This window comes from Rhizobium anhuiense (assembly GCF_003985145.1).
Classification (GTDB): Bacteria; Pseudomonadota; Alphaproteobacteria; order Rhizobiales; family Rhizobiaceae; genus Rhizobium; species Rhizobium anhuiense.
On the sequence record NZ_ML133541.1, the window covers coordinates 71,759 to 96,534 of the forward strand.

The 24,776-nt window shown below is 58.7% G+C and carries 29 protein-coding genes and 1 pseudogene; 15 read left to right on the top strand and 15 right to left on the bottom strand.

The annotated features are described in order from the left end of the window. Positions 1-103 precede the first annotated feature (103 nt). The 4 genes from EEQ99_RS31620 (at position 104) to EEQ99_RS31635 (ending at position 3,249) form a co-directional block, all read left to right on the top strand. Positions 104-574, top strand: a complete 471-nt coding sequence (locus tag EEQ99_RS31620; RefSeq protein ID WP_063475507.1) for a RidA family protein — start codon at positions 104-106, stop codon at positions 572-574. After that, positions 571-1,293 carry a glycerophosphodiester phosphodiesterase gene (locus tag EEQ99_RS31625; RefSeq protein WP_047614952.1) on the top strand — a complete coding sequence of 241 codons (723 nt, stop codon included), beginning with the start codon at positions 571-573 and terminating at the stop codon, positions 1,291-1,293. Before EEQ99_RS31620 ends, EEQ99_RS31625 begins: the two co-directional genes overlap by 4 nt. A 180-nt stretch (positions 1,294-1,473) precedes the next feature. Then, the gene (locus EEQ99_RS31630) at positions 1,474-2,664 is read left to right on the top strand and encodes a GNAT family N-acetyltransferase (protein ID WP_097630860.1); all 1,191 of its coding nucleotides are present in this window, start codon (positions 1,474-1,476) and stop codon (positions 2,662-2,664) included. A gap of 153 nt (positions 2,665-2,817) precedes the next feature. Beyond that, positions 2,818-3,249: an HIT family protein gene (locus EEQ99_RS31635; protein WP_127431754.1), complete on the top strand. Its 432-nt coding sequence runs from the start codon at positions 2,818-2,820 to the stop codon at positions 3,247-3,249. Positions 3,250-3,327: 78 nt separating this feature from the next. On the opposite strand, the gene clpA is transcribed toward EEQ99_RS31635, so the two are convergent. From clpA to EEQ99_RS31665, 6 genes are all read right to left on the bottom strand, one after another. After that, on the bottom strand, positions 3,328-5,820 hold the full coding sequence (gene clpA / locus EEQ99_RS31640; protein ID WP_097594576.1) for an ATP-dependent Clp protease ATP-binding subunit ClpA: 2,493 nt from the start codon (positions 5,818-5,820) through the stop codon (positions 3,328-3,330). A gap of 10 nt (positions 5,821-5,830) precedes the next feature. Beyond that, positions 5,831-6,181 (bottom strand): ATP-dependent Clp protease adapter ClpS, encoded by a 351-nt coding sequence (clpS, locus tag EEQ99_RS31645; RefSeq protein WP_063475503.1) that lies wholly within the window; start codon positions 6,179-6,181, stop codon positions 5,831-5,833. Positions 6,182-6,560: 379 nt separating this feature from the next. Continuing rightward, positions 6,561-6,932 carry a phasin family protein gene (locus EEQ99_RS31650; protein ID WP_047614944.1) on the bottom strand — a complete coding sequence of 124 codons (372 nt, stop codon included), beginning with the start codon at positions 6,930-6,932 and terminating at the stop codon, positions 6,561-6,563. A 272-nt stretch (positions 6,933-7,204) separates the two neighbouring features. Beyond that, positions 7,205-7,408 (bottom strand): DUF3126 family protein, encoded by a 204-nt coding sequence (locus EEQ99_RS31655; RefSeq protein WP_010021897.1) that lies wholly within the window; start codon positions 7,406-7,408, stop codon positions 7,205-7,207. A 139-nt stretch (positions 7,409-7,547) separates the two neighbouring features. Further along, positions 7,548-8,381, bottom strand: a complete 834-nt coding sequence (gene cysE, locus EEQ99_RS31660) for a serine O-acetyltransferase (RefSeq protein ID WP_047614921.1) — start codon at positions 8,379-8,381, stop codon at positions 7,548-7,550. A gap of 128 nt (positions 8,382-8,509) precedes the next feature. After that, complete coding sequence (locus EEQ99_RS31665) at positions 8,510-9,295, bottom strand: alpha/beta fold hydrolase (protein ID WP_047614918.1); 786 nt, start codon at positions 9,293-9,295, stop codon at positions 8,510-8,512. Positions 9,296-9,465: 170 nt separating this feature from the next. Here EEQ99_RS31665 and EEQ99_RS31670 point away from each other — a divergent pair, with 170 nt between their 5' ends. Continuing rightward, entirely contained in the window at positions 9,466-9,711 is a 246-nt protein-coding gene (locus EEQ99_RS31670) for a zinc-finger domain-containing protein (protein WP_003539274.1), read from the top strand. Positions 9,712-9,738: 27 nt separating this feature from the next. After that, positions 9,739-10,893 (top strand): FAD-dependent monooxygenase, encoded by a 1,155-nt coding sequence (locus EEQ99_RS31675; RefSeq protein WP_063475502.1) that lies wholly within the window; start codon positions 9,739-9,741, stop codon positions 10,891-10,893. Between the two features lie 36 nt (positions 10,894-10,929). On the opposite strand, the gene EEQ99_RS31680 is transcribed toward EEQ99_RS31675, so the two are convergent. Next, positions 10,930-12,120: a cystathionine beta-lyase gene (locus EEQ99_RS31680; RefSeq protein ID WP_127431755.1), complete on the bottom strand. Its 1,191-nt coding sequence runs from the start codon at positions 12,118-12,120 to the stop codon at positions 10,930-10,932. Positions 12,121-12,480: 360 nt separating this feature from the next. Between EEQ99_RS31680 and EEQ99_RS31685 the strand changes: the two genes are divergently transcribed. From EEQ99_RS31685 to EEQ99_RS31700, 4 genes are all read left to right on the top strand, one after another. Continuing rightward, entirely contained in the window at positions 12,481-13,506 is a 1,026-nt protein-coding gene (locus EEQ99_RS31685; protein ID WP_047614893.1) for an amino acid ABC transporter substrate-binding protein, read from the top strand. Positions 13,507-13,608: 102 nt separating this feature from the next. Beyond that, positions 13,609-14,811 (top strand): amino acid ABC transporter permease, encoded by a 1,203-nt coding sequence (locus EEQ99_RS31690; protein WP_047614891.1) that lies wholly within the window; start codon positions 13,609-13,611, stop codon positions 14,809-14,811. Between the two features lies 1 nt (position 14,812). Further along, the gene (locus tag EEQ99_RS31695) at positions 14,813-15,967 is read left to right on the top strand and encodes an amino acid ABC transporter permease (RefSeq protein ID WP_047614889.1); all 1,155 of its coding nucleotides are present in this window, start codon (positions 14,813-14,815) and stop codon (positions 15,965-15,967) included. Between the two features lie 35 nt (positions 15,968-16,002). Further along, positions 16,003-16,776 carry an amino acid ABC transporter ATP-binding protein gene (locus EEQ99_RS31700; protein ID WP_063475500.1) on the top strand — a complete coding sequence of 258 codons (774 nt, stop codon included), beginning with the start codon at positions 16,003-16,005 and terminating at the stop codon, positions 16,774-16,776. 64 nt (positions 16,777-16,840) lie between these two features. Here EEQ99_RS31700 and EEQ99_RS31705 read toward each other — a convergent pair whose 3' ends face one another. After that, positions 16,841-17,518 (bottom strand): hypothetical protein, encoded by a 678-nt coding sequence (locus EEQ99_RS31705; protein WP_174824521.1) that lies wholly within the window; start codon positions 17,516-17,518, stop codon positions 16,841-16,843. 293 nt (positions 17,519-17,811) lie between these two features. Next, the gene (locus tag EEQ99_RS31710) at positions 17,812-18,051 is read right to left on the bottom strand and encodes a hypothetical protein (protein ID WP_125853751.1); all 240 of its coding nucleotides are present in this window, start codon (positions 18,049-18,051) and stop codon (positions 17,812-17,814) included. Between EEQ99_RS31710 and EEQ99_RS31715 the strand changes: the two genes are divergently transcribed. Together EEQ99_RS31715 and EEQ99_RS31720 are read left to right on the top strand one after the other, a co-directional pair. Continuing rightward, positions 18,025-18,453: a DUF3597 domain-containing protein gene (locus EEQ99_RS31715; protein ID WP_127431757.1), complete on the top strand. Its 429-nt coding sequence runs from the start codon at positions 18,025-18,027 to the stop codon at positions 18,451-18,453. The genes EEQ99_RS31710 and EEQ99_RS31715 overlap by 27 nt on opposite strands. Before the next feature lie 164 nt (positions 18,454-18,617). Further along, positions 18,618-18,929 (top strand): hypothetical protein, encoded by a 312-nt coding sequence (locus tag EEQ99_RS31720; RefSeq protein WP_082849734.1) that lies wholly within the window; start codon positions 18,618-18,620, stop codon positions 18,927-18,929. A 95-nt stretch (positions 18,930-19,024) separates the two neighbouring features. On the opposite strand, the gene EEQ99_RS31725 is transcribed toward EEQ99_RS31720, so the two are convergent. The 3 genes from EEQ99_RS31725 to EEQ99_RS31735 all read right to left on the bottom strand — a co-directional run bounded on the left by EEQ99_RS31725 (position 19,025) and on the right by EEQ99_RS31735 (position 20,343). Beyond that, entirely contained in the window at positions 19,025-19,204 is a 180-nt protein-coding gene (locus EEQ99_RS31725; RefSeq protein ID WP_063475497.1) for a hypothetical protein, read from the bottom strand. Positions 19,205-19,279: 75 nt separating this feature from the next. Then, positions 19,280-19,489: a cold-shock protein gene (locus EEQ99_RS31730; protein WP_047614884.1), complete on the bottom strand. Its 210-nt coding sequence runs from the start codon at positions 19,487-19,489 to the stop codon at positions 19,280-19,282. A 245-nt stretch (positions 19,490-19,734) separates the two neighbouring features. Beyond that, entirely contained in the window at positions 19,735-20,343 is a 609-nt protein-coding gene (locus EEQ99_RS31735) for a DUF2026 family protein (RefSeq protein ID WP_047614883.1), read from the bottom strand. A gap of 397 nt (positions 20,344-20,740) precedes the next feature. Between EEQ99_RS31735 and EEQ99_RS31740 the strand changes: the two genes are divergently transcribed. Beyond that, positions 20,741-21,082, top strand: a complete 342-nt coding sequence (locus EEQ99_RS31740) for an NIPSNAP family protein (RefSeq protein WP_047614882.1) — start codon at positions 20,741-20,743, stop codon at positions 21,080-21,082. 68 nt (positions 21,083-21,150) lie between these two features. Here EEQ99_RS31740 and EEQ99_RS31745 read toward each other — a convergent pair whose 3' ends face one another. Together EEQ99_RS31745 and EEQ99_RS35295 are read right to left on the bottom strand one after the other, a co-directional pair. Further along, complete coding sequence (locus EEQ99_RS31745; protein ID WP_174824522.1) at positions 21,151-21,708, bottom strand: dihydrofolate reductase family protein; 558 nt, start codon at positions 21,706-21,708, stop codon at positions 21,151-21,153. A 192-nt stretch (positions 21,709-21,900) separates the two neighbouring features. Then, positions 21,901-22,007, bottom strand: a pseudogene (locus EEQ99_RS35295) (CopG family transcriptional regulator); the annotation flags it as partial. 52 nt (positions 22,008-22,059) lie between these two features. On the opposite strand from EEQ99_RS35295, the gene EEQ99_RS31755 reads away from it, so the two are divergent. Beyond that, positions 22,060-22,674 (top strand): tyrosine-type recombinase/integrase, encoded by a 615-nt coding sequence (locus EEQ99_RS31755; RefSeq protein ID WP_280178106.1) that lies wholly within the window; start codon positions 22,060-22,062, stop codon positions 22,672-22,674. 156 nt (positions 22,675-22,830) lie between these two features. Here EEQ99_RS31755 and EEQ99_RS31760 read toward each other — a convergent pair whose 3' ends face one another. Then, entirely contained in the window at positions 22,831-23,262 is a 432-nt protein-coding gene (locus EEQ99_RS31760; protein ID WP_244604879.1) for a hypothetical protein, read from the bottom strand. A 979-nt stretch (positions 23,263-24,241) separates the two neighbouring features. Between EEQ99_RS31760 and EEQ99_RS31765 the strand changes: the two genes are divergently transcribed. After that, complete coding sequence (locus EEQ99_RS31765) at positions 24,242-24,652, top strand: hypothetical protein (protein WP_127431758.1); 411 nt, start codon at positions 24,242-24,244, stop codon at positions 24,650-24,652. Positions 24,653-24,776 lie beyond the last annotated feature (124 nt).

The following is a 24,776-nucleotide window of genomic DNA, read 5'->3' on the forward strand; positions in this document are numbered from 1 at the left end:
ATAAGAACGCTTTCGGCCAAATCGAGGCTCGAACCTGTCATATTAAAGATTCTAGTCTTGATGCATAATTTTTGAAGAATTGACAACAAAAGCGGAGACGAAAATGTCCGATGAAATTGCTGCACGCCTGACTGAGATGGGGATAACCCTGCCCGAAGCCGCAGCACCTGCTGCAAATTACGTTCCCTATGTCATCAGCGGCAATCTTCTCTACATCTCCGGCCAGCTGCCGCTCGAAGGCGGCAAGGTCGCCGTATCGGGCCATCTCGGCAAGACCGTCGACGTTGCGGGCGGCCAGCGCGGCGCCGAACTCTGCGCCATCAACATCCTCGCCCAGGCGAAGGCGGCACTTGGCGGCGATCTCGGCCGTATCCGGCGCGTCATCAAACTGAATGGCTTCGTCGCCTCGGCGCCCGACTTCGTCGAGCAGCATCTCGTCATCAACGGCGCTTCGAACCTGATTGCCGGCGTACTCGGCGAGGCCGGCAAACATGCGCGCGCCGCCGTCGGCATGGCTGCCCTGCCGCTGAACGCCGCCGTCGAGATAGATGCTATCATGGAAATCGCCGAATGACCACCAATGCTGCCTGGATCAAGGACGTGCCGGTCGCCCATCGCGGCTATCACGACCTCAACAAGCATGTCTGGGAAAACACGCTTTCGGCCTTTTCGCGTGCCGTCGAAGCGGGCTTTGCGATCGAATGCGACCTGCATTACGCCTCCGACGGCGTGCCGGTCATCTTTCACGACGAGGACCTGCAGCGCCTGTGCAATCTCAACGGCGACATCCGTGAGCGCACGTCGCGGGAGCTTGGCCTGATCGCCGTCGGCGGGACCAGCGACAAGGTGCCGACGTTGCGCCAGCTCCTTGACCTCGTCGAGGGCAAGGTGCCGCTGGTGCTGGAGCTCAAGGGTCGCGAGGCCGATGACGAGGGTTTTGCCGAAGCCGTTCTCGAAGTGCTCGAAAACTATGAGGGCAAGGTGGCGCTGATGAGCTTCGACCACTGGCTGCTGCGCGATCTGAAGGCGCTTGGCTCACCCTACCCGCTCGGGCTGACGGCCAACGGCAACACGCCGGAGGAGTTCAAGACGCATGCGAAGGCGATGGAGATCGGTCTCGATTTCATCTCCTATTATTATGACGAGCTGCCGAATGCCTTCATCACAAGTCAACGCGAAAAGGGCATTCCCGTCATTACCTGGACGGTGCGTGACGAAGAGGCGCGCCGGCGTACATTCGCAAACGCAGACCAGATGACTTTCGAAGGCTTCGATCCGCGCGTGGCGGTTTGACGCTCGCTTTTTGGCCAAGATCATGCGCAAACTGCCACATAATTCCTTAGATCGGAATCGATTTAAGGATAAAATTGTGCAGCAACTCAAAGCGTTACAGCGTCCTTTGCGCGTCTGAAAGACGCGTGGCGCTGTAAGGCAGAGCCGAAACCATCCTCCCACAGGCTTCGCATTTGCTCCATGACTGATGAACTGTCCATTCGCGTAGAACGCTCCTTCACCGCGATTTCCCCGGAGAGCTGGTCCAGGCTTTCCGGGGCCTCGAAGACTTGCGCCACGGTTGCCTACAACCCATTCGTTTCGCACGCCTTTTTGTCGTCGCTGGAGGAATCCGGTTCAGCCAGCGCCGAGACCGGCTGGCTCGGCCACCACCTCCTGCTCGAAACCGATCGCGGCGAGCTGATCGGCGCCCTGCCCGGCTATCTCAAGAACCACAGCCAGGGCGAATATGTCTTCGATCATGGCTGGGCCGACGCCTTCGAACGGGCCGGCGGGCGTTATTACCCCAAACTTCAGTGCTCCATTCCGTTCACGCCGGCGACAGGTCCGCGTCTTCTTGTCGCCGAGGGGCTGCAGCGGCTGCCGATCCAGAGCGCCATCGCCGAAAGTCTGAAGGAGGTCGTGCGCCGGCTCGGCATCTCCTCGGCCCATATCACCTTCGTGCCGGACGAGGAGATCGGCGTTTTCGAGATGGACGGCTATCTGCACCGCACCGACCAGCAATTCCATTTCATCAATGACGGCTATGCCAATCACGAGGCGTTTCTCGAAACGCTCGCCTCGCGCAAACGCAAGGCGTTGCGCAAGGAGCGCCGCGCCGCGCTCGAAAACGGCATCAGCATCGACTGGCTGACCGGCCGCGACCTGACGGAGCGCATCTGGGACCAGTTCTTCAAATTCTACATGGATACCGGCGGCCGCAAATGGGGCCGGCCCTACCTCACCCGCAAATTCTACTCGCTGATCGGCGAGCGCATGGCCGATGACATCCTGCTCGTCATGGCCAAGCGCGACGGGCGTTATGTCGCCGGCGCAATCAACTTCATCGGCGGCGATACACTCTATGGTCGTCACTGGGGCTGCATCGAGGATCATCCCTTCCTGCATTTCGAGGTGTGCTATCACCAGGCGATCGACTTCGCCCTTTCGAAAGGGCTGAAGCGCGTCGAAGCCGGAGCGCAAGGCGAACACAAGCTTGCCCGCGGTTACCTCCCTGTGACGACGCATTCGGCCCACTACGTCGCCCATGCCGGCCTTCGCCGGGCAATCGGCGACTATCTCGCGCGCGAGCGCGCCGATGTCGAGCATATGAGCGAGGTCCTGAGTGAGCACAGTCCTTTCCGCAAGGGCGAGCGCCTGCAGGAGGATTGACGCTGCCCTGCCGGGCGCGCTACCCGATCAACCCCTGCGTAACTCCTTAAATCGGAATCGATTTAAGGAGTTATGCAGTAATTTAAAATGCTACAGCGTCCTTTGGGCGTCAGAAAAGACGCGCGGCGCGGTAGGAACCGAGGAGATTTCGCGATGACCGACCCGGCCGACTATGACGACAACAATATCTTCGCCAAAATCCTGCGCGGCGAAATCCCCTCACACCGGATCTACGAGGACGCGCACACGATCGCCTTCATGGATGTGATGCCGCAGGCGCCGGGCCACGTGCTCGTCGTTCCCAAACCGGCGTCGCGCAATATCCTCGATGCCGATCCAGCCACCCTCGCCCACGCGATATCAGTCGTCCAGAAGGTCGCCATTGCGGTCAAGGACGTCTTCGACGCCGACGGCGTCTTCATCGCCCAGTTCAACGAACCGGCCGCCGGGCAAACGGTGTTTCATCTGCATTTCCACGTCATCCCGCGCCATGAGGGTGCTGTGCTCAAGCCGCATTCCGGCAAGATGGAGGATGGCGCCGTGCTTGCCGCCCATGCCGAAAAGATCAAGGCGGCACTGGCGTAACATCGATCCCTGGCGATGCCCAGAAACGAAAAAGGCCGCGTGTAAGACGCGGCCTTTTCCAATTTGGTGGACGAAAGCTCACTTCTTGCGCGGAACCTTCGGAACCGTGCTTCCCTTCTTCGGAGCGTCGCGGACTTCAGGCTCGGCCTGCGGCACGGTCTTGGCGCGAGCCTTGGGAGCCGGCTTCGTCTTCAGCTCGCCATCCCCCTCATCGCCGGCTTCGGGATGCACGACCTCAGCTTCCGGCTTCGGCTTGATCGGCGCCGTATCCGGAATGGCTTCCAGCACGATGCCGGGCTTGCCGTCTTCCTTCGGGCCGACGGTGACGTTGACGACGCCGCCCTTCTTCAGCTTGCCGAAGAGGATCTCGTTGGCAAGCGGCTTCTTGATCGTGTCCTGGATGACGCGGGCAAGCGGGCGGGCGCCCATCTTCTCGTCGTAACCCTTTTCCGAAAGCCAGGCGATCGCGTCCTCATGCAGGTCGAAGGTGACGTTCCTTTCGGAAAGCTGGGCCTCCAGTTGCATGATGAACTTCTGCACGACCTTGTGGATGACGGCCGTCGGCAGCGCCGCGAAGGGAATGATCGCGTCGAGACGGTTGCGGAACTCCGGCGTGAAGAGCCGCGTCAGCGCCTCCTCGTCCTCGCCGGTGCGCTTGGACGAGCCGAAGCCGATCGCCGCCTTGGCCATTTCGGAAGCGCCCGCATTGGTCGTCATGATCAGGATGACGTTGCGGAAGTCGATCTTCTTGCCGTTATGGTCGGTCAGCGTGCCGTGGTCCATGACCTGCAGCAGGATATTGTAGATATCCGGATGCGCCTTCTCGATTTCGTCGAGCAGGACCACGCAATGCGGGTGCTGGTCGACGCCATCGGTGAGAAGACCGCCCTGGTCGAAGCCGACATAGCCGGGAGGTGCGCCGAGCAGACGCGAAACCGTGTGCCGCTCCATATATTCCGACATGTCGAAGCGCAGGAGTTCGACGCCGAGCGACGAGGCCAGCTGCTTTGCCACCTCGGTCTTGCCGACGCCGGTCGGACCGGAGAAGACATAGGCGCCGATCGGCTTGTTCGGTTCGCGAAGACCGGCGCGCGCCAGCTTGATCGACGTCGAAAGAGCTTCGATCGCGATATCCTGGCCATAGACGACCGACCGCAGTTCCTGCTCGAGATTGGCGAGCACGGCTTCGTCGTCCTTGGAGACGGTCTTCGGCGGAATACGCGCCATCGTCGCGACCGTCGCCTCGATCTCCTTTTCAGTGATCAGCTTGCGGCGCTTCGACGGCGGCAGCAGCATCTGGGCCGCACCCGTTTCGTCGATCACGTCGATCGCCTTGTCGGGCAGCTTGCGGTCGGAGATGTAGCGGGCCGACAATTCGACGGCCGACTTGATGGCGTCGTTCGAATAACGCAGATGGTGATACTCTTCGAAATAGGGCTTCAGGCCCTTCATGATTTCGATTGCATCATCGATCGACGGTTCGCTGACGTCGATCTTCTGGAAACGACGCACCAGCGCCCGGTCCTTCTCGAAGAACTGGCGATATTCCTTGTAGGTGGTCGAACCGATGCAGCGGATCGCGCCCGATGACAGGGCCGGCTTCAGGAGGTTCGAGGCATCCATCGCGCCGCCCGAGGTGGCGCCGGCGCCGATCACCGTGTGGATCTCATCGATGAAGAGCACGGCGCCCGGATATTCTTCCAGTTCCTTGACGACCTGCTTCAGGCGTTCTTCGAAATCGCCGCGGTAGCGCGTGCCGGCGAGCAGCGTGCCCATGTCGAGCGAGAAGATCGTCGCATCGGCGAGCGCTTCCGGAACCTTGCCTTCGACGATGCGCTTGGCAAGGCCTTCGGCGATCGCCGTCTTGCCGACGCCGGGATCACCGACGTAGAGCGGATTGTTCTTCGAACGACGGCACAGGATCTGGATGGTGCGGCTCACCTCGGCGTGACGGCCGATCAGCGGATCGATCTTGCCGCCCTTGGCCTTCTCGTTGAGATTGACGCAATAGGCTTTCAGCGCATCCTGCTGCTTCTTGGGGCCGCCCTCTTCTTCGCCGCCGCGCGCCGTCGGCTTGCTGCTTTCGGCTTCGTCCTCGGCGCCGCGCGGCGGGCGAGCCTCCGAAGCGCCAGGCCGCTTGCCGATGCCATGGGAGATGTAGTTGACGGCGTCGTAGCGGGTCATCTCCTGCTCCTGCAGGAAATAGGCAGCATGGCTCTCGCGCTCGGCGAAGATCGCGACGAGCACGTTGGCGCCGGTCACCTCTTCGCGGCCGGAGGATTGCACATGGATGACGGCACGTTGGATGACGCGCTGGAAGCCGGAGGTCGGCTTCGAATCCTCGTCATAACCGGTGATCAGATTGGACAGTTCATTATCGACATATTCGACGAGCGTCTTGCGCAGCGCGTCGAGATCGACATTGCAGGCACCCATGACCGCGGCCGCATCGGCATCGTCGATCAGGGCGAGCAGCAGATGCTCGAGCGTCGCATATTCGTGGTGCCGCTCGTTGGCAAAGGTCAGTGCCTGATGGAGCGCCTTCTCTAAACTAGGCGAAAATGTTGGCACGTTCAGATCCTCACTTCTTTTCCATGACGCATTGCAGCGGATGCTGGTGCTGCCGGGCGAAGTCCATCACCTGGCTGACCTTCGTTTCCGCTACCTCGTATGTGAATATTCCGCATTCGCCGACGCCGTGGTTATGGACATGGAGCATGATGCGGGTGGCACTTTCACGATCCTTCTGAAAAAAACGCTCAAGAATATGGATGACGAATTCCATGGGAGTGTAGTCGTCATTCAAAAGCAGCACACGATAAAGATTGGGCTTCTTGGTCTTCGGCTTAGTGCGTGTGATGACCGAGGTTCGATTTGCGTTGTCCCCGTTCCTTTCGCTGTCGTTCTGCATCCGGATCGGCGTTGCGATCATTGTCATTCATTCCTCAAGCAATCCGGCGGAGCATGGGAGGGTGCTGTTCCCGCCGAATATCTGAAACACTAACTTAGTTCATAATAGGCTGATTTTAAGCCCCCTGTCAGTCACTGCAATCAAGAAATGGGCGGCATGCACGGGAAAGACCAAAAAAGTCCCCAAAGCATGTCGCGCAAACCGTGCAGCGGTTTTGCGGCAACGACATGCCTAAAAACAAAGACCTGAAGCGCGAAGAGCGAATCTAAAAGATTGCGCCGCGCCTTAGCCCATCCCATGGAAGCGCTGCAGCGAAAGTGGAAACAAAAAGACCGGCCACAGATGCGTAGCCGGTCCTCATATTTCAATATGTAGCGCAGGTTGCGCCGGGAGAATCAATTCACGCGGCGGCTGATGTCGCCGCCGGCGCCGACTTGGTGGCCTTGGCGACGGCAGCGGCGATCGGAGCCTCGTAGGGCTTGTAAGCGGACTTGGCGAGATCGGCATACATCTCGCCGAGCTTCGTCGTCTCGGAGACAAGGTTCTCATAGTACGACTTGACATAGCTCGTCTGCAGCTCGAAAGCTGCCTCGAAGCTCTTGGCGCCGGCCAGCGTTTCGAAGTGCGTCACCGCATCCTGGAAGGATTTCTTCGAATATTCAGCGGCTTCGGCGGCGATCGCCTGAAAGCCCTTGGCCGTCTCGGAATAGGTTTTCAACGCCGTGTCGACGGCTTCCTTGCTCTTTTTGTTGGCATCGTCAAAGTTGAACATGAGGCATCCTCCGTTGGGCTGTGGCTGGCGGCAGGGTAGCTGCAATGCACAAATAGTCAAGTAGTCTTGTGCGCCGCAAAACATCCAAAGGTTGCATTACAAAAAGATAACAAAGCATGCGCGCCGGGGCACGTACGTCTTTAGTTGATTTTGCTAATATATATCACAAAGCCACAACCGGAGGCTTTAAAAAAATTTTGACTCGGCAGCAAAAAAACAAAAAAAGACCGGGCGGATCGCGCCGCCCGGTCCCTTGAAGTTTTCGAGAACGATCAGAGATCGACGTCGAGGATCGCCATCGAAAAGTTGTAGGAGCGGTCGCCGTCCTCGTCATCGATATAGACGACGCCCAGAAATTCTTCGCCGAGATAGACTTCCGCAGAATCATTCTTGCGCGGACGCGCCTTGACGATGATCTGCGGGTTGAACATGCGTTTGAAGTAGGCGTCGAGCTTCTTGATTTCTTCTGGCTTCACTCTGTCATCTCCGTAAGCAGTCTTGATTGGCCGCTTCTTGCACAGGAAAAGCAGCGGTGTAAAGGCAAGGGTTGCCGCTTGGCGATTCTGTCCCCGCTCACACTCCGCCGACTGTTCCTATCCTTTATCCAACAGGCGCTCAGATATCAGCGCCGATTACCTGATCCATGTTGCGCGACGGCTCTGAACAACCGGCTTCGCCGACAACCTTGGCCGGCACGCCCGCGACCGTCTTCTTGGGCGGCACCGCCTTCAATACGACGGAACCGGCGGCGACGCGTGAGCAGTAGCCGATCTCGATATTGCCGAGGATCTTCGCGCCGGCGCCGATCATGACGCCGCTGCCGATCTTCGGATGGCGGTCAGCGCCCTCTTTGCCGGTGCCGCCGAGTGTCACGCCATGCAGGATCGAGACGTTGTCGCCGATAACGGCCGTCTCGCCGACGACGAGGCCGGTGGCGTGATCGAGGAAGATGCCCTTGCCGATACGGGCGGCGGGATTGATGTCGGTCTGGAAGACGCTGGAGGAGCGGCTCTGCAGATAGAGCGCGAAATCACGCCGGCCGCGGTTCAGCAGCCAATGGGCCAGACGATGCGTCTGCAGCGCGTGGAAGCCCTTGAAATAGAGCACCGCCTCCATGAAGCGCAGGCAGGCGGGATCGCGGTCGTAGATGGCCTGGATATCGACGCGCAGAATGGAGCTCCACTCCGGCCAGTCGAGGAGCATCTCCTCAAAGGTCTGGCGAAGCAGGTTCGCCTGCATGTCGGGGTGATCGAGACGTTCGCAGATGCGGTGGATGACGCATTCCTCGAGCGAATGGTAGTTGATCACCGTCGAATAGAGGAAGGCGGCGAGAACGGGGTCCCGTTCGGCGGCGAGCCGGGCTTCCTCGCGCAGGCTGTCCCAGATGGGATCCATCACCTTCACGGGATGGCCTGTGTCAAAAGCACGGATGTCAGTCTTTGCGACCATCGCCGCTCTCCTCGTTGCCAGCCGGAATGCCGTTTTCGGAATGCCAATATATAGAGGAAAACGCCAATAACATAAATGGGTGCCGTCGCCATGGTTTTTTAGCATGGTTTTTCGCCATCACGATGATGTCAGCGATGGGCGACCCTTGCATAGAAGGCCAGCACCGCATGCTTGAAAACCCTGTCGCCGACGGCGAGCATATGATCGCGGCCCGGAATATCGAGTGCTTCGGCATTGGGCATCAGCGCCGCCAATTCCTGCGGTGAGCCGGCGATATCGTCCTTGGTGCCGACGCCGATCAGCGTTGGCATGTCGAGCTTGGCCATGTCAGAACGGGCGACGAGATCGCGTGAGCCGCGGATGCAGACGGCAAGGGCAGTGCGGTCACTCTTCGTCTGCTCGGCGAAGGCGCGGAACATGCGACCGCGGCTATGCGTCACCGCCTCCAGCGAGGGCGCCAGCAGCGCATCGGCGATCGGGTCCCAGTCGCCGACACCGTCGGTCATGCCGATGCCGAGGCCGCCGAGCACCAGCGAACGGACGCGATGCGGATTGGCAAGTGCGGCAAAGACGGAAATGCGCGCCCCCATCGAATAGCCCATGACATTGGCTTCGGGGATGCCGAGATGATCGAGCAACGCGATCGCATCGCCGGCCATGACCCAGGGACGGTAGGCTTCGGCATCGTGCGGCTTGTCGCTTGCGCCATGGCCGCGATTGTCGATGGCGATCACCCGGTAGCCGGCATCACCCAGCGTCTTCAGCCAGCCCGGATGCACCCAGTTGACGTTTGCCGTCGAGGCAAAGCCGTGGATCAACAAGACGGGGACACCGGCCGGATCGCCCTCATCGAAGAAGGCGAGCTGCAATCCATCATGAGTGAAGCTTGAAAATGCGGGCGTATTCAGATTCATCAGGTCTTCCTTTTGGCGCGACCATAATCGAGCGGCCTTTCATCGTGAAGCCAAAAACTGTGGCTGAAAACTGCGCCTGAAAACTGTGATTGGCGCGGCGCTTTGGCTCTACACATTTGCGGCGAAGGCTTATAAGGTTCGCGCACATTTCAAAGCATTCGGAGAGCGACATGGCCGGCCACAACATTCCCCACTTCCAGAACGACGGCGGTCACCGCGTTATCGAAGTCGGCGTCAAGGAATTCATGTGCACCGGCGCTTCGGCTCCCTTCGATCATCCGCACATCTTCATCGATATGGGCGACGACAACGAAAAAGTCTGTTCCTACTGCTCGACGCTCTATCGCTTCAATTCGGCGCTCAAGCCCAGCCAGACCAATCCGGCCGGTTGCGTTTTCCACGTGAAGGCGGCGTAGTCGGTCCAGATCCGGATCGGGCGAACCATGCCGGTCGAACATGCCGCCATCATCGGCGCGGGGATCTCAGGGCTGACAGCCGCCCTTGCGCTTTCGCGCCGGGGTATCAGCTCGGAGATTTTCGAGCAGGCGGGCGAACTCGCCGACATCGGCGCCGGATTGCAGATCTCGCCGAACGCCTCGCGCATCCTTGCCGAACTCGGTATTCTTGAAGGCCTGTCGAAGCTCTGGCTCGAGCCGGACGCGATCCGGCTGATATCGGGCAGTTCACTGCGCCAACTCGCGGCGGTGCCGGCGGGCAAATTCGCGCGGCAACGCTGGGGTGCGCCCTATGGCGTCCTGCACCGCACCACATTGCAGAAAGCCCTTCTGGCTGCAGTCGCGGCCGACCCGCTCTGCCGGCTTCATCTGGGTGTGCGGATGGAATCGACGCTGCCGCCTTTCGAGCGGACCGCCGATGTCGTGATCGGTGCGGATGGTGTCTGGTCGAAGCTGCGGCAATCCGTTCCGGGCAGCCCCTCGCCGCACTTTTCCGGCAATATCGCCTACCGCTTCACCATTGCAGAGGATGAAGCGCCGGCTTTCCTCGACCGGGCAAGCGTTTCGGCTTTCCTCGGCGGTTCGGCGCATCTCGTCTGCTATCCGCTGAAGGAGACCGGCAGCTTCAACATGGTGGCGATCACCGCCGGTAACATCGCACCGCAGGCCTGGCAAAGCGAGCCGACGGCCGAACAGCGCACGCAGCTGCGAACGCGGCTTGCCGGCTGGAACGCCGCAATCGTCTCGCTGCTCGAAAAACACCCGAAGCTGACGTTCTGGCCGCTGTTCGAAACCACATCTGGCGCTTGGCAGGACGGCCGAAAGACGATTCTGATCGGGGACGCCGCGCATGCGATGATGCCTTTTGCCGCCCAGGGAGCGGCGATGGCGATCGAAGACGCCTATGAACTCGCGGCCTTTCTCTCGAACCATCCCGTGTCGGAAGCGCTGGCGCTGTTCGAAAGACATCGGGCGCCGCGTATCGCGAAACTTCGCCAGCGTGGCGCCTTCAACCGGTTTGCCTATCATGCGAAAGGGCCGATCCGGATCGGCCGCGATCTCGTGCTCGGCCTCAAGCCGCCGCAAAGCCTGGCGGCGGATCTCGACTGGATCTACGGCTATCGGTCCGTGCAGTTGCCATAGAGCGCTGCAAGCGGCAGCATCGCCCGGCGATGCCGCTCAGACGGCACTTGCAGCAGCAAAACCCCGCTCGATATCGGCCTTGAGGTCGGCCACATCCTCGATGCCAATCTGCAGGCGGATGACAGGGCCATCCGTCGGGGCCTTGGCGACCTTGCGATCGTTGAGATGGGCGTGCAAGGCGAGGCTTTCAAAGCCGCCCCAGGAATAGCCGAGCCCAAAAATCCTCAGCGCATCAAGGAAGGCATGCGCCTTTGCCGTGAATTTCTCGGGGCTGTCGGCCGCAAGCACGAAGGAAAAGATGCCGCTGGCGCCCTTGAAATCGCGCTTCCAAAGATAGTGAGAGGGGAAACTCGGCAGGGCCGGATGCAACACGCGGGCGACGTCCTCCCTGCCCTCCAGCCATTCGGCGATATCAAGCGCGCTTTCATAATGCCGCTCGAGGCGCAGGCCCATGGTGCGCAATCCGCGCAGGATCTGGTAGGCATCATCGGGTGCGCCGCAGATGCCGAGCACGCCGTTCGATTCCTTCAGCCGCTCCCAGTGCTCGGCATTGGCCGAAACCGTTCCGAGCAGAATATCGGAATGGCCGGACGGATATTTCGTCGCCGCATGGATGGAGATGTCGACGCCGTGATCGAGCGGCCTGAAATAGAGCGGCGTCGCCCAGGTATTGTCCATCATGACGATGGCGCCAAGGCGGTGCGCAACGGCCGATATCGCCGGAATGTCCTGCATTTCGAAAGTGTTGGAGCCGGGAGCCTCGGTGTGGACGATCTTGGTATTCGGCCGAAACAACGCCTCGATGCCGGCGCCGATCGTCGGATCGTAATATTCCACCTCGACGCCGAGACGCTTCAGCATCGTATCGCAGAAATGCCGGGTCGGACCGTAGACCGAATCGACGACAAGCGCATGATCTCCGGCGGCGGAAAAGCCCAGGAACGGAATGGTGACGGCCGCGAGACCCGAGGGCACGAGGATCGTGCCGGCTGACCCTTCGAGCGCGTCAATCGCCTCGCAGAGCGCATCGGTCGTCGGCGTGCCGCGCGTCCCGTAAGTGTATTTCTGCGCGTGTGTCTTCATCACCTGCGCATTCGGAAACAACACCGTCGAGGCGTGCACGACCGGGGGATTGACGAAGCCGTGATAGTCGAAGGGGTCGTTGCCGATATGGGTCAGGCGGGTGTTGATGCCGGCATTCTGCAGCAAGCTGTCTTTGTCTTTCATGTCGGAAATAGCCTTTGGCGAAGGGTCGCGAAACCAGACTTTTGGACGCCCCGTAATATCCGGTCAACCCCTTGGAGATGGATCGCCAGCGACGGACCAAAGCGGCGGAACTCACGATTTCGCGTTAATTTTCCGCAACTAGCCGCCTATTTCATAACCAAGTGCCCATCAACGCGGCGCAATCTGCCAAAATGCTGAAATTTGCCGCAATTATTGACCGCGACACTTGACCATGGTGACATTTGCGACTGTGATAGAACAACTCGCGCCGGGAGGGTGTCGAGCAAATGGGGAGGCGGCAGATTTCGCCGGAACTTCCCACAAGAAAATACAAGACAACGGAAAAGGTTGGGAAAAAAAATGAAGAACAAGCTTCTGTCGGCCTCAATCGGCGCAGCAGTTTTCGCTCTTGGCGCTTCGGCTGCTTCGGCCACGACACTCGAAGATGTAAAGGCAAAGGGTTTCGTTCAGTGCGGCGTCAATACCGGCCTTACCGGCTTTGCCGCACCTGACGCTTCCGGCAATTGGGCCGGCTTCGACGTCGACTTCTGCAAGGCGGTCGCCTCGGCTGTCTTCGGCGACCCCACCAAGGTCAAGTACACGCCGACAAACGCGAAGGAGCGCTTTACTGCCCTTCAGTCCGGCGAAATCGATGTTCTCTCGCGCAACACCACGTGGACGATCAACCGCGACACCGCACTCGGCTTCAACTTCCGTCCTGTCACCTATTATGATGGTCAGGGCTTCATGGTTCGCAAAAGCCTGAACGTGAAGTCGGCTCTCGAACTTTCCGGCGCCGCGGTCTGCGTACAGTCGGGCACGACCACGGAACTGAACCTCGCCGATTACTTCAAGACGAACAATCTGCAGTACAATCCGGTCGTCTTCGAGAATCTTCCTGAGGTCAACGCGGCCTATGACGCCGGTCGTTGCGACGTTTACACGACCGACCAATCCGGTCTCTATTCGTTGCGTCTGACGCTCAAGAATCCCGACGAACACGTCATCCTTCCTGAGATCATCTCCAAGGAGCCGCTTGGCCCGGCCGTCCGTCAGGGTGACGATCAGTGGTTCGACATCGTTTCCTGGACGGCTTATGCGCTGATCAATGCCGAAGAGTTCGGCATCACCCAGGCAAATGTCGACGAGATGAAGAACTCGCCGAACCCGGACATCAAGCGCTTCCTCGGCAGCGAGGCCGACACCAAGATTGGCACCGATCTCGGCCTGACCAATGATTGGGCCGCCAATATCATCAAGGGCGTCGGTAACTATGGCGAAATCTTCGAGCGCAATATCGGCCAGGGTAGCCCGCTCAAGATCGCACGCGGCTTGAATGCTCTGTGGAACAAGGGCGGCATCCAGTACGCACCGCCGGTTCGTTAATCGAGCACCAGCATGAAATGCCGGGAAGGCGGCCAGCCGCCTTCCCACTTCCAAAAAGTTAAAAAGAAAGCCCGAAAACGGGCACAAGGGGATTGGCGCGGCATGACGCATGAGGCTGTGGATAGGACACCTTTGCATAACACCGGCTGGAGTTTCCGGTCGGCAATGTACGACCCGAAATACCGGAGCATATTTTTCCAGGTTTTGACAATTGTTGCCCTCGTGGCGTTTGTGTGGTGGGTTGCCCATAACACGGCCGTAAACCTTGCCCGCAGCAATACGGCATCTGGTTTCGGCTTTCTCAGCGGTCGCGCCGGTTTCGAAATCGGCCAGTCGCTGATCGGCTATTCAAGCGACTCGACTTATGCACGCGCACTTCTCGTCGGCATTCTGAATACTTTGCTGGTGGCGGTGACGGGCATCATCACGGCGACCATCATCGGTTTCATTATCGGGATCGGCCGGCTGTCGCGGAACTGGCTGATTTCCAAGCTCTGCACGGTCTATGTCGAAATCTTCCGCAACATTCCGCCGCTGCTCGTCATCTTCTTCTGGTATCTCGGCGTTCTCTCCGTCCTGCCACAGCCGCGCGAATCGGTGGGGCTGCCGTTCAATATGTTCCTCAACAACAGAGGACTAGCCTTCCCGAAGCCGATCTTCGAGACAGGCATGATCGCGGTCGGCATCGCCCTGGTGATTGCGATTGTCGCCACCATCATCATGGCGCGCTGGGCCCATAAACGCCAGGCCGCAACTGGCCAGCCGTTCCATACGGTATGGGCGTCGATCGCGCTGATCGTCGGTTTGCCATTGCTGGTTTTCATTGCTTCCGGCTTTCCGCTCACCTTCGATGTTCCGATCGCCGGTAAATTCAATCTGACGGGCGGCTCGGTCGTCGGCCCGGAATTCATGTCGCTGTTTCTCGCTCTGTCCTTCTATACCGCATCCTTTATCGCCGAGATCGTTCGCGGCGGCATTCGCGGCGTTGCGAAGGGACAATCCGAGGCAGCCGGCGCGCTGGGGCTGCACCCGTCGAGCGTGACGAGACTTGTCGTGGTGCCGCAGGCGCTGCGCATCATCATCCCGCCGCTGACGAGCCAGTACCTGAATCTGACCAAGAACTCCTCCCTCGCCATCGCGATCGGTTTTTCGGATCTCGTTGCCGTCGGCGGCACAATCCTCAATCAGAGCGGTCAAGCGATCGAGATCGTTTGCATCTGGGGTATCGTCTATCTCGGCTTGAGCATTCTCACGTCGCTGTTCATGAATTGGTTCAACGCCAAGATGGCACTGGTGGAGAGATAAGATGTCGGTCGCCGATAAACCCTTCGTCAGAACGTCCATCCTTGCGGCCGAACCGCCGCCCCCCGGGGAGCGCGGAGCCGTCGCCTGGATACGCCGCAATCTTCTTGCAACCCCGAAAGACATAATCCTGACGATCCTGGCTGTTGCGCTGATCGCATGGGCCGTGCCGCAACTGGTCAACTGGCTGTTCATCCAGGCCGTATGGTCCGGCCCGGACCGCACATTCTGCGCGACGACGATCCAGGGCGGCATCCAGCCTGATGGCTGGAGTGGAGCATGCTGGGCCTTCGTCAGCGCCAAATACGATCAGTTTATCTTCGGCCGCTATCCGCTCGACGAGCGTTGGAGGCCGGCGATCGTCGGGATCCTGTTCATTGTGCTGCTGGTTCCGATGCTGATCCCGTCCGCGCCGCGCAAGGGACTGAACGCCATTCTTCTGTTCGCCGTCCTGCCCGTCATCGCCTTCTGGCTTCTTCACGGGGGTTTCGGCCTCGAAGTGGTGGATACTCCGCTCTGGGGCGGGTTGATGGTGACCCTTGTCCTGTCCTTCGTCGGCATTGCCGTTTCCCTGCCCTGCGGTATTCTGCTTGCGCTGGGGCGCCGCTCGAAGATGCCCGTCATCCGGATGCTTTGCGTTACCTTCATCGAGGTCATTCGAGGCGTTCCGCTGATCACCGTCCTGTTCATGGCAAGTGTCATGCTGCCGCTCTTCCTTCCCACCGGCTGGAACGTAGACAAATTACTCCGGGCGCTGATCGGTGTTTCGATCTTCACCTCGGCCTATATGGCTGAAGTGATCCGCGGCGGCCTTCAGGCGATCCCGAAGGGACAGTTCGAGGGCGCCGATTCGCTTGGCCTCGGTTATTGGCAGAAGACACGGCTGATCATCATGCCGCAGGCCATCAAGCTCGTCATCCCGAGCATCGTGAACACCTTCATCGGAACGTTCAAGGACACGTCGCTGGTCACCATTATCGGCATGTTCGACCTGCTCGGTATCGTCAAGCTGAACTTCTCCGATGCCAATTGGGCAAGCGCCGTCACGCCGATCACCGGCCTGATCTTTGCCGGCTTCATCTTCTGGCTGTTCTGCTTCGGCATGTCGCGCTATTCAGGCTTCATGGAACGCCATCTCGATACCGGCCACAAACGATAAGAACGCTAAAACGATAAGAATGAGGGAAAATAGTCATGGCTGAAGCTCCAGCGAAAAAACTCACCGTTTCCGCAACGGAAGTGGCGGTCGAGATCGTCAACATGAACAAGTGGTACGGTGATTTCCACGTGCTGCGCGACATCAACCTGAAGGTCATGCGCGGCGAGCGCATCGTCATCGCCGGGCCGTCGGGCTCGGGCAAGTCGACGATGATCCGCTGCATCAACCGTCTGGAAGAGCATCAGAAGGGCAAGATCATCGTCGACGGCACCGAGCTGACCAACGATCTGAAGAAGATCGACGAGGTCAGGCGCGAAGTCGGCATGGTGTTCCAGCATTTCAACCTCTTCCCGCACCTGACGATCCTCGAAAACTGCACGCTGGCGCCGATCTGGGTGCGCAAGATGCCGAAGAAGCAGGCGGAAGAGATCGCCATGCACTTCCTGAAGCGGGTCAAGATCCCGGAACAGGCCAACAAATATCCGGGCCAGCTCTCCGGCGGCCAGCAGCAGCGCGTGGCGATCGCCCGCTCGCTCTGCATGAATCCGAAGATCATGCTGTTCGATGAGCCGACCTCGGCGCTCGATCCGGAAATGATCAAGGAAGTGCTCGACACCATGGTGGGCCTTGCCGAGGAAGGCATGACCATGCTCTGCGTCACCCATGAAATGGGCTTTGCCCGTCAGGTCGCCAACCGCGTCATCTTCATGGACCAGGGTCAGATCGTCGAGCAGAATTCGCCGGCCGAGTTCTTCGACAATCCGCAGCACGAACGCACCAAGTTGTTCCTCAGCCAGATCCTGCACTAAGCTTGGGAGCCGAAGCTTTTTAAAGGACCCGCCGCGCCTTCCGGTTCGGCGGGTCTTTTTACGTTCAGCGAGAGGCTGTCGCCTGCAACAGACTACAGAGACCGACAAGACCGGAATCGGAACCGCCGGAAGCAGAGCCGCTTGAGGCGGAGATATCGGCGCAACGGACAAGCATCTTGCGCTGCTCGTTGACGGGCCTCGCCCGGAAGGCCTCCAGAGTGCGGACCTGCGACGGGCTGAGACCGCCGCCAGGCACGGATCCGTCACCGCCACTTGCCGCGCCAGCCCCGTCCACCCCGCCTACCCTACCGACGGCGAGATTGGCATCGACGCCACTACCGCCTCCGATCGAGGCCGTGGCGTTGGCATCGGCCCCATCTGAACCGCCGGCACGTGCGTTGAGATCGGCATTGACGCCGCGTCCGCCGCCGATCCTGGCATTGGCGCTTACGTCGAGACCGTTGCCGACGCCGGCGTTGACATCGGCATCGATGCCCTGGCCGCCGCCGGCATTGGCAGTCGCATCGGCATTGACGCCGTTCGAGCCGCCGACGGAAGCATTGGCGTCGGCGCTGACGCCGCGCCCGCCGCCAAGCGAAGTCCCGACATCAGCGCTGACGGCATTGCCTGCATTCACCGACACGCCGACATCGATCGCATGCGCATAACTTGGCGGCATGGCAAGCAATGCGCAGGTGGATGCGAGCACTGCAAAGGACAGTCTATGATGGTTCTCACTCATGGTTTTCCTCCGTTTCCATTCGCCGAACGATCTGTCCGGCAGTCGAAAATCGAGGAACGCGCGTACCTTCGATCGTTGGATGCCTGCAACCTGCAGGGCGTCCATGGCAAAGCAACGTGAAGGGTTGGCGAATGTTTCGCCACACGGCACGGCAAGTCGGTCCGGCGGCCGGCAATGATGTTACATGCTTATCGAAATACGAATTGTCCGACCGACTGTGCCGAAAACGGCCATGTCTGGCGACGATTGGAGAGCCGACGAAGTCATTTCCCTCGCAATCGCGCCAGCAATCTTCAGGCAGTTGCAGAACCTGCAAGCAAAGCGCCGTTCTCGATGCGATTGACGGCGAGATCCATTTGCAGTCGCCGATCGGCTGCCCCTGCCCCGGATTTGGCTTTTCCATCGTCGATTGAGACCGGTAAAAATAACTCCCGTTCCGCCTGGATATATCGGGCGAGAATTCCATGTTTCAGCATGTTCTCATTTAATGGAACTGGAGGTTTAGAATGGGCATTTTCGACAAGATCAAACATGCAATCTTCGGAGAGGCGAAAGCAGCCGAACCCGTCGCTGTCAGCCCGCAACAGACAGAGCCGGCGCAAGCGCCTGCCTCACCGTCGGCGGCGCCCAGTCCGACGCCTGCGGCCGCTCCCGCTCAGAGCAAGCCCGCCACGGCCACAGTCGATATCGTGCCCCTCCTTGACGCAGCGGTGAAGAAAAGCGGCCAGAAACTCGATTGGCGTCGCTCGATCGTGGACCTGATGAAAGCCGTCGGGATGGATGCAAGCCTGACTGAGCGCAAGGAACTCGCCGCTGAACTCGGTTATACCGGCGACACCAACGATTCCGCAAAAATGAATATGTGGCTGCACAAGGCCCTGATGAAGCGGCTTTCGGAAAATGGCGGCAGGGTCCCGGCCGATCTCCTGGATTGAACGCAGCGAATGGCTGCCGCCATGATATGGCGGCGGCTATCCAGCCGCCAGAGAGATCACAGCCGGAGCAGACCGCGAAACAAGGCGTCCCCTTGCCCGCAGGCACTGGAACCAATAACGTTCCGCTCGATACTTCGATAAATCGATCAGGGAGAATAAATCCGATGAGATTGATGGCAGTCGTTGGTCTTGCACTTAGCTTGGGCTGTATTTCGGCCGCAGAATCTCCTTCAAACTATCAATCCTACAGCGGCATTCGGGTCGATACCGACCCGGTTCTTCTGGCTCGATACGAAAAAGCTCTCCAGCGGTGCGTGCCGGAGGCAGGGTCATGGCGACGCGGCTCGCCGGATCCACGAAGCCTAGATTACAACGCGGTGCTCAGAAATTGCCTCTACAGGCGCAGCTTTGTCGACAGAGGCGTCTACGCCTACCCCATCCCTCAGGTCTACTTCGATCATTTCCTGGATCGCTAAGAAGAGCTAATCAGTTCCAATCTGCCGCAGCGTCTCACGCATGAAACACAAACCCCGCCAATTTGGCGGGGCTGTATTAACACGGCTGGCAGATGTCAGCGTTTGGCGCCGCCTGGCGGCCGGCCCTTGCCCGTCTGGCGATTGCCGCTCCCGGACGCGGTCTTGGCATCGTTGCCCTGACCGAAGTTGGTGCCGCCGAGATGACCGCCGCCACTGGTGTTGGCGACCTGGCGCTGCGCTCTGCGCAACAGCGCCTCTGCATTGGTCTTGCTCATGACATTCTCCTCAATGGCCGGAAAACCCAGCCGAAATGCTGTCGCCTGCATCCGCGGTCAAAGACCAGCGGCATGTCAGGCAGCGACGATGTTGCCGGCGGAGCTTTTGCCGGAACGGCTATCCTGGATGACGTCGAAGCCAACCTTCTGCCCCTTATCAAGGGACGCCATGCCAGCCTGCTCGACGGCTGAAATATGGACGAAGATATCGGTCGAGCCGTTGTCCGGCTGAATGAAGCCGAAGCCCCGCGTCGGATCAAAGAATTTAACCGTGCCTGTGTTCATGACGGTCTCCTCTCAAGCGCATAAACAATCGCCCTCCGGCGACTGCCGGACGGCGTAGAAATCGATTTTGAAAGGAAAGATCAGCTGGGCCGCCTGAGGCGCGAACCAAAGCTCGACAAGCAATTTCGATGGAAGAATCGATAGGCCGGCAATGTGTTTAAAACAAGTTTCTGGTGACGGTGTTGGGCGTTACAACCCGGATAACACATATAGCGGCGTTCTCTTGGCCAAGACGTCAGGAGCGATCACCACGCGCCAACGAGCGCGTTGCCCGAAAGCGGAACCTTTTTCAGCTTTCCGTTTTGATCGGCAACCGATATCGACGTCAGCAATTGCTTCGGCGACTTTCGAAACCAGTTCGCGGCGATCGTCGCCATATCACCGATCATCGCGTGTTTGTGCCAGGCTGCGAAACGCCGGGCAGTCGCCTCGGGTTCGGCTTGATAAAAGAAATCACCGGATTGGCCAAGATTGTTGATCGACGAAGCCATTGATGAGAGCGGACGTTGAAACATTTTCGGAGGCACCGAAAGCTCTCGGGCAGTCTCGGAAAATGCCGGAGCCATGAAATCGATAACCCAACCATCCGCCTCCACCCAGCAGTGGAAATTTTCCCCAGCGCCAGTCACATAGCCGTCTTCGCGATAGTCTGCGAACAGTATGAGCGTGCCCCCGAGATTGTAAGCAGCAAGCCCGCCCTTAGGCGTGGCCTTGATTTTGTAGTGTTGTTCGAGGATGAAAGCCCCGAAGGTGCTGAAGTACATACAGGCCGTGGCAGGGTCGGCATTTTCGTTGATGAGCAGGCTATTGATAATGCGGTAAATCCGATGGTAGTCGCTCTGCTTGATCAACATGGCCGTTCACCCACAAACTCTAAGGTTTCGCGCAATCACTAGGCGACGACGCCCGCGATGTAAACGACGCGCACCGATGTCCATGCCGATTGGCCGGGTGGCAAGCGTGATCCGAAATCCGACCGGGCCGGGTTCGAAGCACATGTAAAACCATCAAGTCTCCCGGCAACCCCTGCTTGCCGTGGGCCATTCTGCGAACCGCAAAAACGTTGGGAGATAATGGCGACCCCTGCAGGAATGCCAAAACTCTGAAATTATGCTGTAATTTCAATGAAATTGTTTGATCTGAGGGGCGCCGCGCAAGTATTGATTACCTTATGGAATTTTATAAGCTGCCCCTCATTTCCGAGAGCGGATTGAGGACGCTCCAAAGGACATCCAGCATGAGGAGCATCCGATGATCCACGAATTGCGCATCTATACATGTGTGCCGGAGAGGCTGCCGGCACTGCAACAGCGTTTCGAGACCGCAACGCTGGCGATCTGGGAACGTCTCGGCATCCGCTCACTCGGCTTCTGGACGACGATGATCGGTTCTTCCAGCAACGATCTGACCTACCTGCTCGAATGGCGGTCGCTGGCGGAGCGCGAGCAGAAATGGGCCGAGTTCATCGCCGATCGGGAGTGGCGGGAAGCGAAGGCGAAGAGCGAGGCGGATGGGCCGATCGTGGCCAACATCGTCAGTTCGCTGCTGCAGCCGACACGCTTTTACCGCGGCTTCTCCAAACCGTCGGAATAACGGCCACGTGGTCCCTCCGTGTCCTTGATGCTGACGACCACAAACGAGTGATGGCTGGACCGGCGGGCTCAGCGGCGGACGCGGTAGCGGATGTGCGTGGCCTCGGGTGTATCGATCACCCGAACGATCTCCAACTCGACGCGCGATGTTAAGACTTCGAACATTCGGCGGCCACCTCCGAACAAGACTGGAACCTGGTGTATTTGCAGTTCGTCGAGCACGCCAGCTTCCAGCGCCCGCTGCGCCGTGTACGCGCCAAGCATCAACACGTCCCGGTCCCCGGCGGCGGCCTTCGCCTGCGCCATTGCGCTCGCGATCCCGTCGCTCACGTATTTGACCAAGGGATAATTCGCGACGGATGGCCCGGGCGGCCTGTGACTGGGTACGAAAATCGCGACACCGTGATTGTCACCACCCCAGTGATCGACCTGCTCCACGGTTCGCCGACCCGCCAGAATCGCACCTGGCGCGTTCCATTCGTCCCACAATTGTCCGACCGGTCCGGTCGGTCGGGAAAAATCCCCGTACCACTCGTGCAACCGCATAAAGTCGTCGCCGCCGGGATTGCCCACTTCATCGTTAGGCCCCGCGATATACCCGTCCAGTGACATGGACATGAAGAGCACTGATTTGGACACTGTTATCTCCTGTGGTCTCTTTACAAACTGGGGCCGTGGGAATTCGCTCTGCGGGGTGGGCTATTGATGCAAAAGCTCGTTCAGGCAAGCCGAGTGCGCGCGGACTGTCTTGATGTTCCCAAGGACGCTCGAGCGACACTGACGCCGACATCCCGAATACGGATTTTGGGTTATCGAAATTCATGCCGACCCATCCACGTCGCCGTCTTCATCGAGGTTGTGCACCGGGAGATAGGGGTGTTCTTCTCCATCCACTGGACTATGAATCTGATCGTGTCATTGCGCGTCTACGCTGTGGACGCGGGTATCGTGAAAAACAATCCCGTCCGAGATGTGAAAATGCCAAAGGCGAAGACTGAAGGCTTCAAGCCTTGGGAAGCGGCCGACGTCGAAAAGTTCTATGCCACGCACCCGGAAGGCTCGCAGGAGCGACTCGCCATGGACATGCTGCCTTTCACTGGCCTGCGCCGCTCGGACATCTTCCAGATCGGCCCGCAGCACGTCAAAGATAACATCATCGAGTACCGCGCAGGCAAGAATGACGAGTGGGTTTATATTCCTATTCACCCAGATCTTAGAGCCATTCTCGATGCGGTGAAGAAAGAGCATCTGGCTTATCTGGTGACGCCGGTTCATGGCCGGCCATTTAAGAGCGCGGCCGCGTTCGGGAATTGGTTCGGTCAAATGTGCGCTGAGACGGGCGTGGATGGCCGGGCGCACGACCTAAGGAAAACGCTCGCCCAGCTCCTGGTCGAAAGCGGCAACAGCAACAGCAAACTCAAGGCCCGTTTTGGCTGGAGAAGCGTTTCTATGGTCAACCATTACACGCGGAAGGCCGACAAGCGGAAGCTCGCTATTTCGAGCGCTGCGAAACTGAACGAGAACAGCCTAACCCCTCAAACCAAATCCATTGAGGGGTTAACGCCTGAAAACAAAGCAAAAACAAATACTTGAAAATTGATGGCGACCCCTGCAGGAATCGAACCTGCGACAACCTGCTTGGAAGGCAGACGTTAAACCCAGCATTTGGATCTGCAGATCATGCTTCGCCGTGCCGCGCTGCTGTTACGCGACTCTGGATGGATTGCGATCGGGCGATATCGAGAGCCGCTATTCAAACACTTTTTTAGATGCGGGCTGTTTTTTGATCCCGGCCGCGGCTATTAGCCAGAACAGTCCACCGGCGGCAATTCCGAATACAGCGATTTCTGTGAGCAATTCGATTGCTTCCAGCAATCCCCACCACGTCATCATCCCGTGTTGGTAGGTCATGTGATTATTCACGTAGGCCTCGTCAGGCCCGAAAAATATAGCTAGGCAAAACCACGGGAAGGTCGCAATGGAGGCCCCGACCATCGCACAATTTGCCAGGGATGCCCGTACTCGTCCCTTGAAATAGAGTATCAACGGTATTCCCAATACAACAGTCGGCGGATACGCACCGAAGAGCGCGATGACTGCAGTTGTTTGGACAACGCGCTCCATCATATCCGGCAGGCCCTGATAGGCCGGGCTGTAAACCGCATATGCCAAGGATGCCACCAAAGGCACTACAATTAGTGCAACCGCAATTCTCCACCAGGGTGGAGATGCGAATATTGTTACCGCCATGTGCACTTTGCCTAATCAGCCTACGCGACAGAATTGCACGCAAAGGTGCGTAAGACAACGGTCCGGCTTCCACCTCTTCCTCGGAGTAACGACGGGTACGCTTTTGACGACAGGGCAGTAAGCCAATGTCGTTGCCACTGGTGTGTGGGGCGAGGAAGATGACATCCGGAGCGCGAGGAGCACGCAGACCTCACCCACCTGCAGATGGTCGAAAAGGGCGCGGAGCTGAAGACGAAATACAGCCTTAGTTAAGCGTGGAAGTGTGTGTGTTAAGAGGGTCGTGGAGGAAGGTTATCTTGTCCCATTTCCTAGCGGATGCGGATGCCACACATGAGCAACGTGCAAAACGTCATGAAGACGGTAATTAGGTTTGTGTAAGGAACCCAAGGGAAAATGCGCTTTGGCTCATGGTACTTAGGAATTCGCGATTTCGGCGGTGGCGGACCATATGGCCCTTCGCCTTTCGCCGAGAAGTATAACTTCCCAATGCCCATATGGATGAGAAGCGCGAGCGCTGGGGCGCTGGGGCGCTGGGGCGCTGACCAGCATGAACAGCATGAACAGCCACTGGACGATCGGGGCAAGTCCGAAGGGCCGAGTCAAAACATAGACTGCTGTGTTTGAGAACAACCCGACTATATCGGAAAGTTGAAAGCCAAGCAGGAGCAGCTTTCCGACAGCGACCCCGTATTGGCGCAGCTTCTCGACAATGTTGCTGAGGTTCTAAGCGAGCATGTAGTCGCCTTGAGAGATGAAATAGCCGAGCTGGAATACGAAGAGTAGGCTTGGTCCAGATCCTTGAACAAATTGAGGACGCATATGTTGCGAGGGAGATTGCCTCCTCGGCGAACTTAGAGCAATCACTAAGTGGTACGCCCCCCGTTGATCCTCATGGAAGTTGCCAACTCGTATGCCTCGCAGCCCCTCTTATTCCGTCAAACGCTTACTCGCATGCGCATTGGCGGCCATGGGCGTCGGGCAGACGGTTTTTGATGGTTTCGCCCCTACCGAAGTCCTTGCGTCGGGAACTCTCAAAAAAGTCGATGTCATGATCGTGCGGAACGGCTATGCGGTGTTATCGCAGTCTCAAAACTGCCAGGCTGGCCAATCCTGCAAGTTCGAATTCGGTAACATATCTGCCAATATTCTCTTGGGACAAAACTTCTATGTTTCCGTGCAGGTCTCCGGAAAGCAGGAGTTTTGTTGTTTATTTTCAGATAGAGAAATGACTTTGAAGAAACTGCCAACTGCCGAACCTTTTCGGGCCGATCTCTTCCGATTCGCCCCGTCATCCAAAGAGGTCAAGTTAGACAGGTACTGACCTTGCCCCCAAGTTTTATCCAGTTTTGAGTTCGCTCCGGCGGTTTTGGGTTGCTGTGTTCGGGGCGGTAGCGGCGGGTTGCGGTGCGGAGCCATTTCGGCTGCGCAGCACCGCATCACGTCGC

Bases quoted from the DNA above. Each gene is read 5' to 3' on its own strand.
- EEQ99_RS31620 (WP_063475507.1), top strand. From the start codon at position 104: ATGTCCGATGAAATTGCTGCACGCCTGACTGAGATGGGGATAACCCTG.
- EEQ99_RS31625 (WP_047614952.1), top strand. From the start codon at position 571: ATGACCACCAATGCTGCCTGGATCAAGGACGTGCCGGTCGCCCATCGC.
- EEQ99_RS31630 (WP_097630860.1), top strand. From the start codon at position 1,474: ATGACTGATGAACTGTCCATTCGCGTAGAACGCTCCTTCACCGCGATT.
- EEQ99_RS31635 (WP_127431754.1), top strand. From the start codon at position 2,818: ATGACCGACCCGGCCGACTATGACGACAACAATATCTTCGCCAAAATC.
- clpS (WP_063475503.1), bottom strand. From the start codon at position 6,181: ATGATCGCAACGCCGATCCGGATGCAGAACGACAGCGAAAGGAACGGG.
- EEQ99_RS31650 (WP_047614944.1), bottom strand. From the start codon at position 6,932: ATGTTCAACTTTGACGATGCCAACAAAAAGAGCAAGGAAGCCGTCGAC.
- cysE (WP_047614921.1), bottom strand. From the start codon at position 8,381: ATGGTCGCAAAGACTGACATCCGTGCTTTTGACACAGGCCATCCCGTG.
- EEQ99_RS31665 (WP_047614918.1), bottom strand. From the start codon at position 9,295: ATGAATCTGAATACGCCCGCATTTTCAAGCTTCACTCATGATGGATTG.
- EEQ99_RS31670 (WP_003539274.1), top strand. From the start codon at position 9,466: ATGGCCGGCCACAACATTCCCCACTTCCAGAACGACGGCGGTCACCGC.
- EEQ99_RS31675 (WP_063475502.1), top strand. From the start codon at position 9,739: ATGCCGGTCGAACATGCCGCCATCATCGGCGCGGGGATCTCAGGGCTG.
- EEQ99_RS31680 (WP_127431755.1), bottom strand. From the start codon at position 12,120: ATGAAAGACAAAGACAGCTTGCTGCAGAATGCCGGCATCAACACCCGC.
- EEQ99_RS31685 (WP_047614893.1), top strand. From the start codon at position 12,481: ATGAAGAACAAGCTTCTGTCGGCCTCAATCGGCGCAGCAGTTTTCGCT.
- EEQ99_RS31690 (WP_047614891.1), top strand. From the start codon at position 13,609: ATGACGCATGAGGCTGTGGATAGGACACCTTTGCATAACACCGGCTGG.
- EEQ99_RS31695 (WP_047614889.1), top strand. From the start codon at position 14,813: ATGTCGGTCGCCGATAAACCCTTCGTCAGAACGTCCATCCTTGCGGCC.
- EEQ99_RS31700 (WP_063475500.1), top strand. From the start codon at position 16,003: ATGGCTGAAGCTCCAGCGAAAAAACTCACCGTTTCCGCAACGGAAGTG.
- EEQ99_RS31705 (WP_174824521.1), bottom strand. From the start codon at position 17,518: ATGAGTGAGAACCATCATAGACTGTCCTTTGCAGTGCTCGCATCCACC.
- EEQ99_RS31715 (WP_127431757.1), top strand. From the start codon at position 18,025: ATGGGCATTTTCGACAAGATCAAACATGCAATCTTCGGAGAGGCGAAA.
- EEQ99_RS31710 (WP_125853751.1), bottom strand. From the start codon at position 18,051: ATGTTTGATCTTGTCGAAAATGCCCATTCTAAACCTCCAGTTCCATTA.
- EEQ99_RS31720 (WP_082849734.1), top strand. From the start codon at position 18,618: ATGAGATTGATGGCAGTCGTTGGTCTTGCACTTAGCTTGGGCTGTATT.
- EEQ99_RS31725 (WP_063475497.1), bottom strand. From the start codon at position 19,204: ATGAGCAAGACCAATGCAGAGGCGCTGTTGCGCAGAGCGCAGCGCCAG.
- EEQ99_RS31730 (WP_047614884.1), bottom strand. From the start codon at position 19,489: ATGAACACAGGCACGGTTAAATTCTTTGATCCGACGCGGGGCTTCGGC.
- EEQ99_RS31735 (WP_047614883.1), bottom strand. From the start codon at position 20,343: ATGTTGATCAAGCAGAGCGACTACCATCGGATTTACCGCATTATCAAT.
- EEQ99_RS31740 (WP_047614882.1), top strand. From the start codon at position 20,741: ATGATCCACGAATTGCGCATCTATACATGTGTGCCGGAGAGGCTGCCG.
- EEQ99_RS31755 (WP_280178106.1), top strand. From the start codon at position 22,060: ATGCCAAAGGCGAAGACTGAAGGCTTCAAGCCTTGGGAAGCGGCCGAC.
- EEQ99_RS31765 (WP_127431758.1), top strand. From the start codon at position 24,242: ATGCCTCGCAGCCCCTCTTATTCCGTCAAACGCTTACTCGCATGCGCA.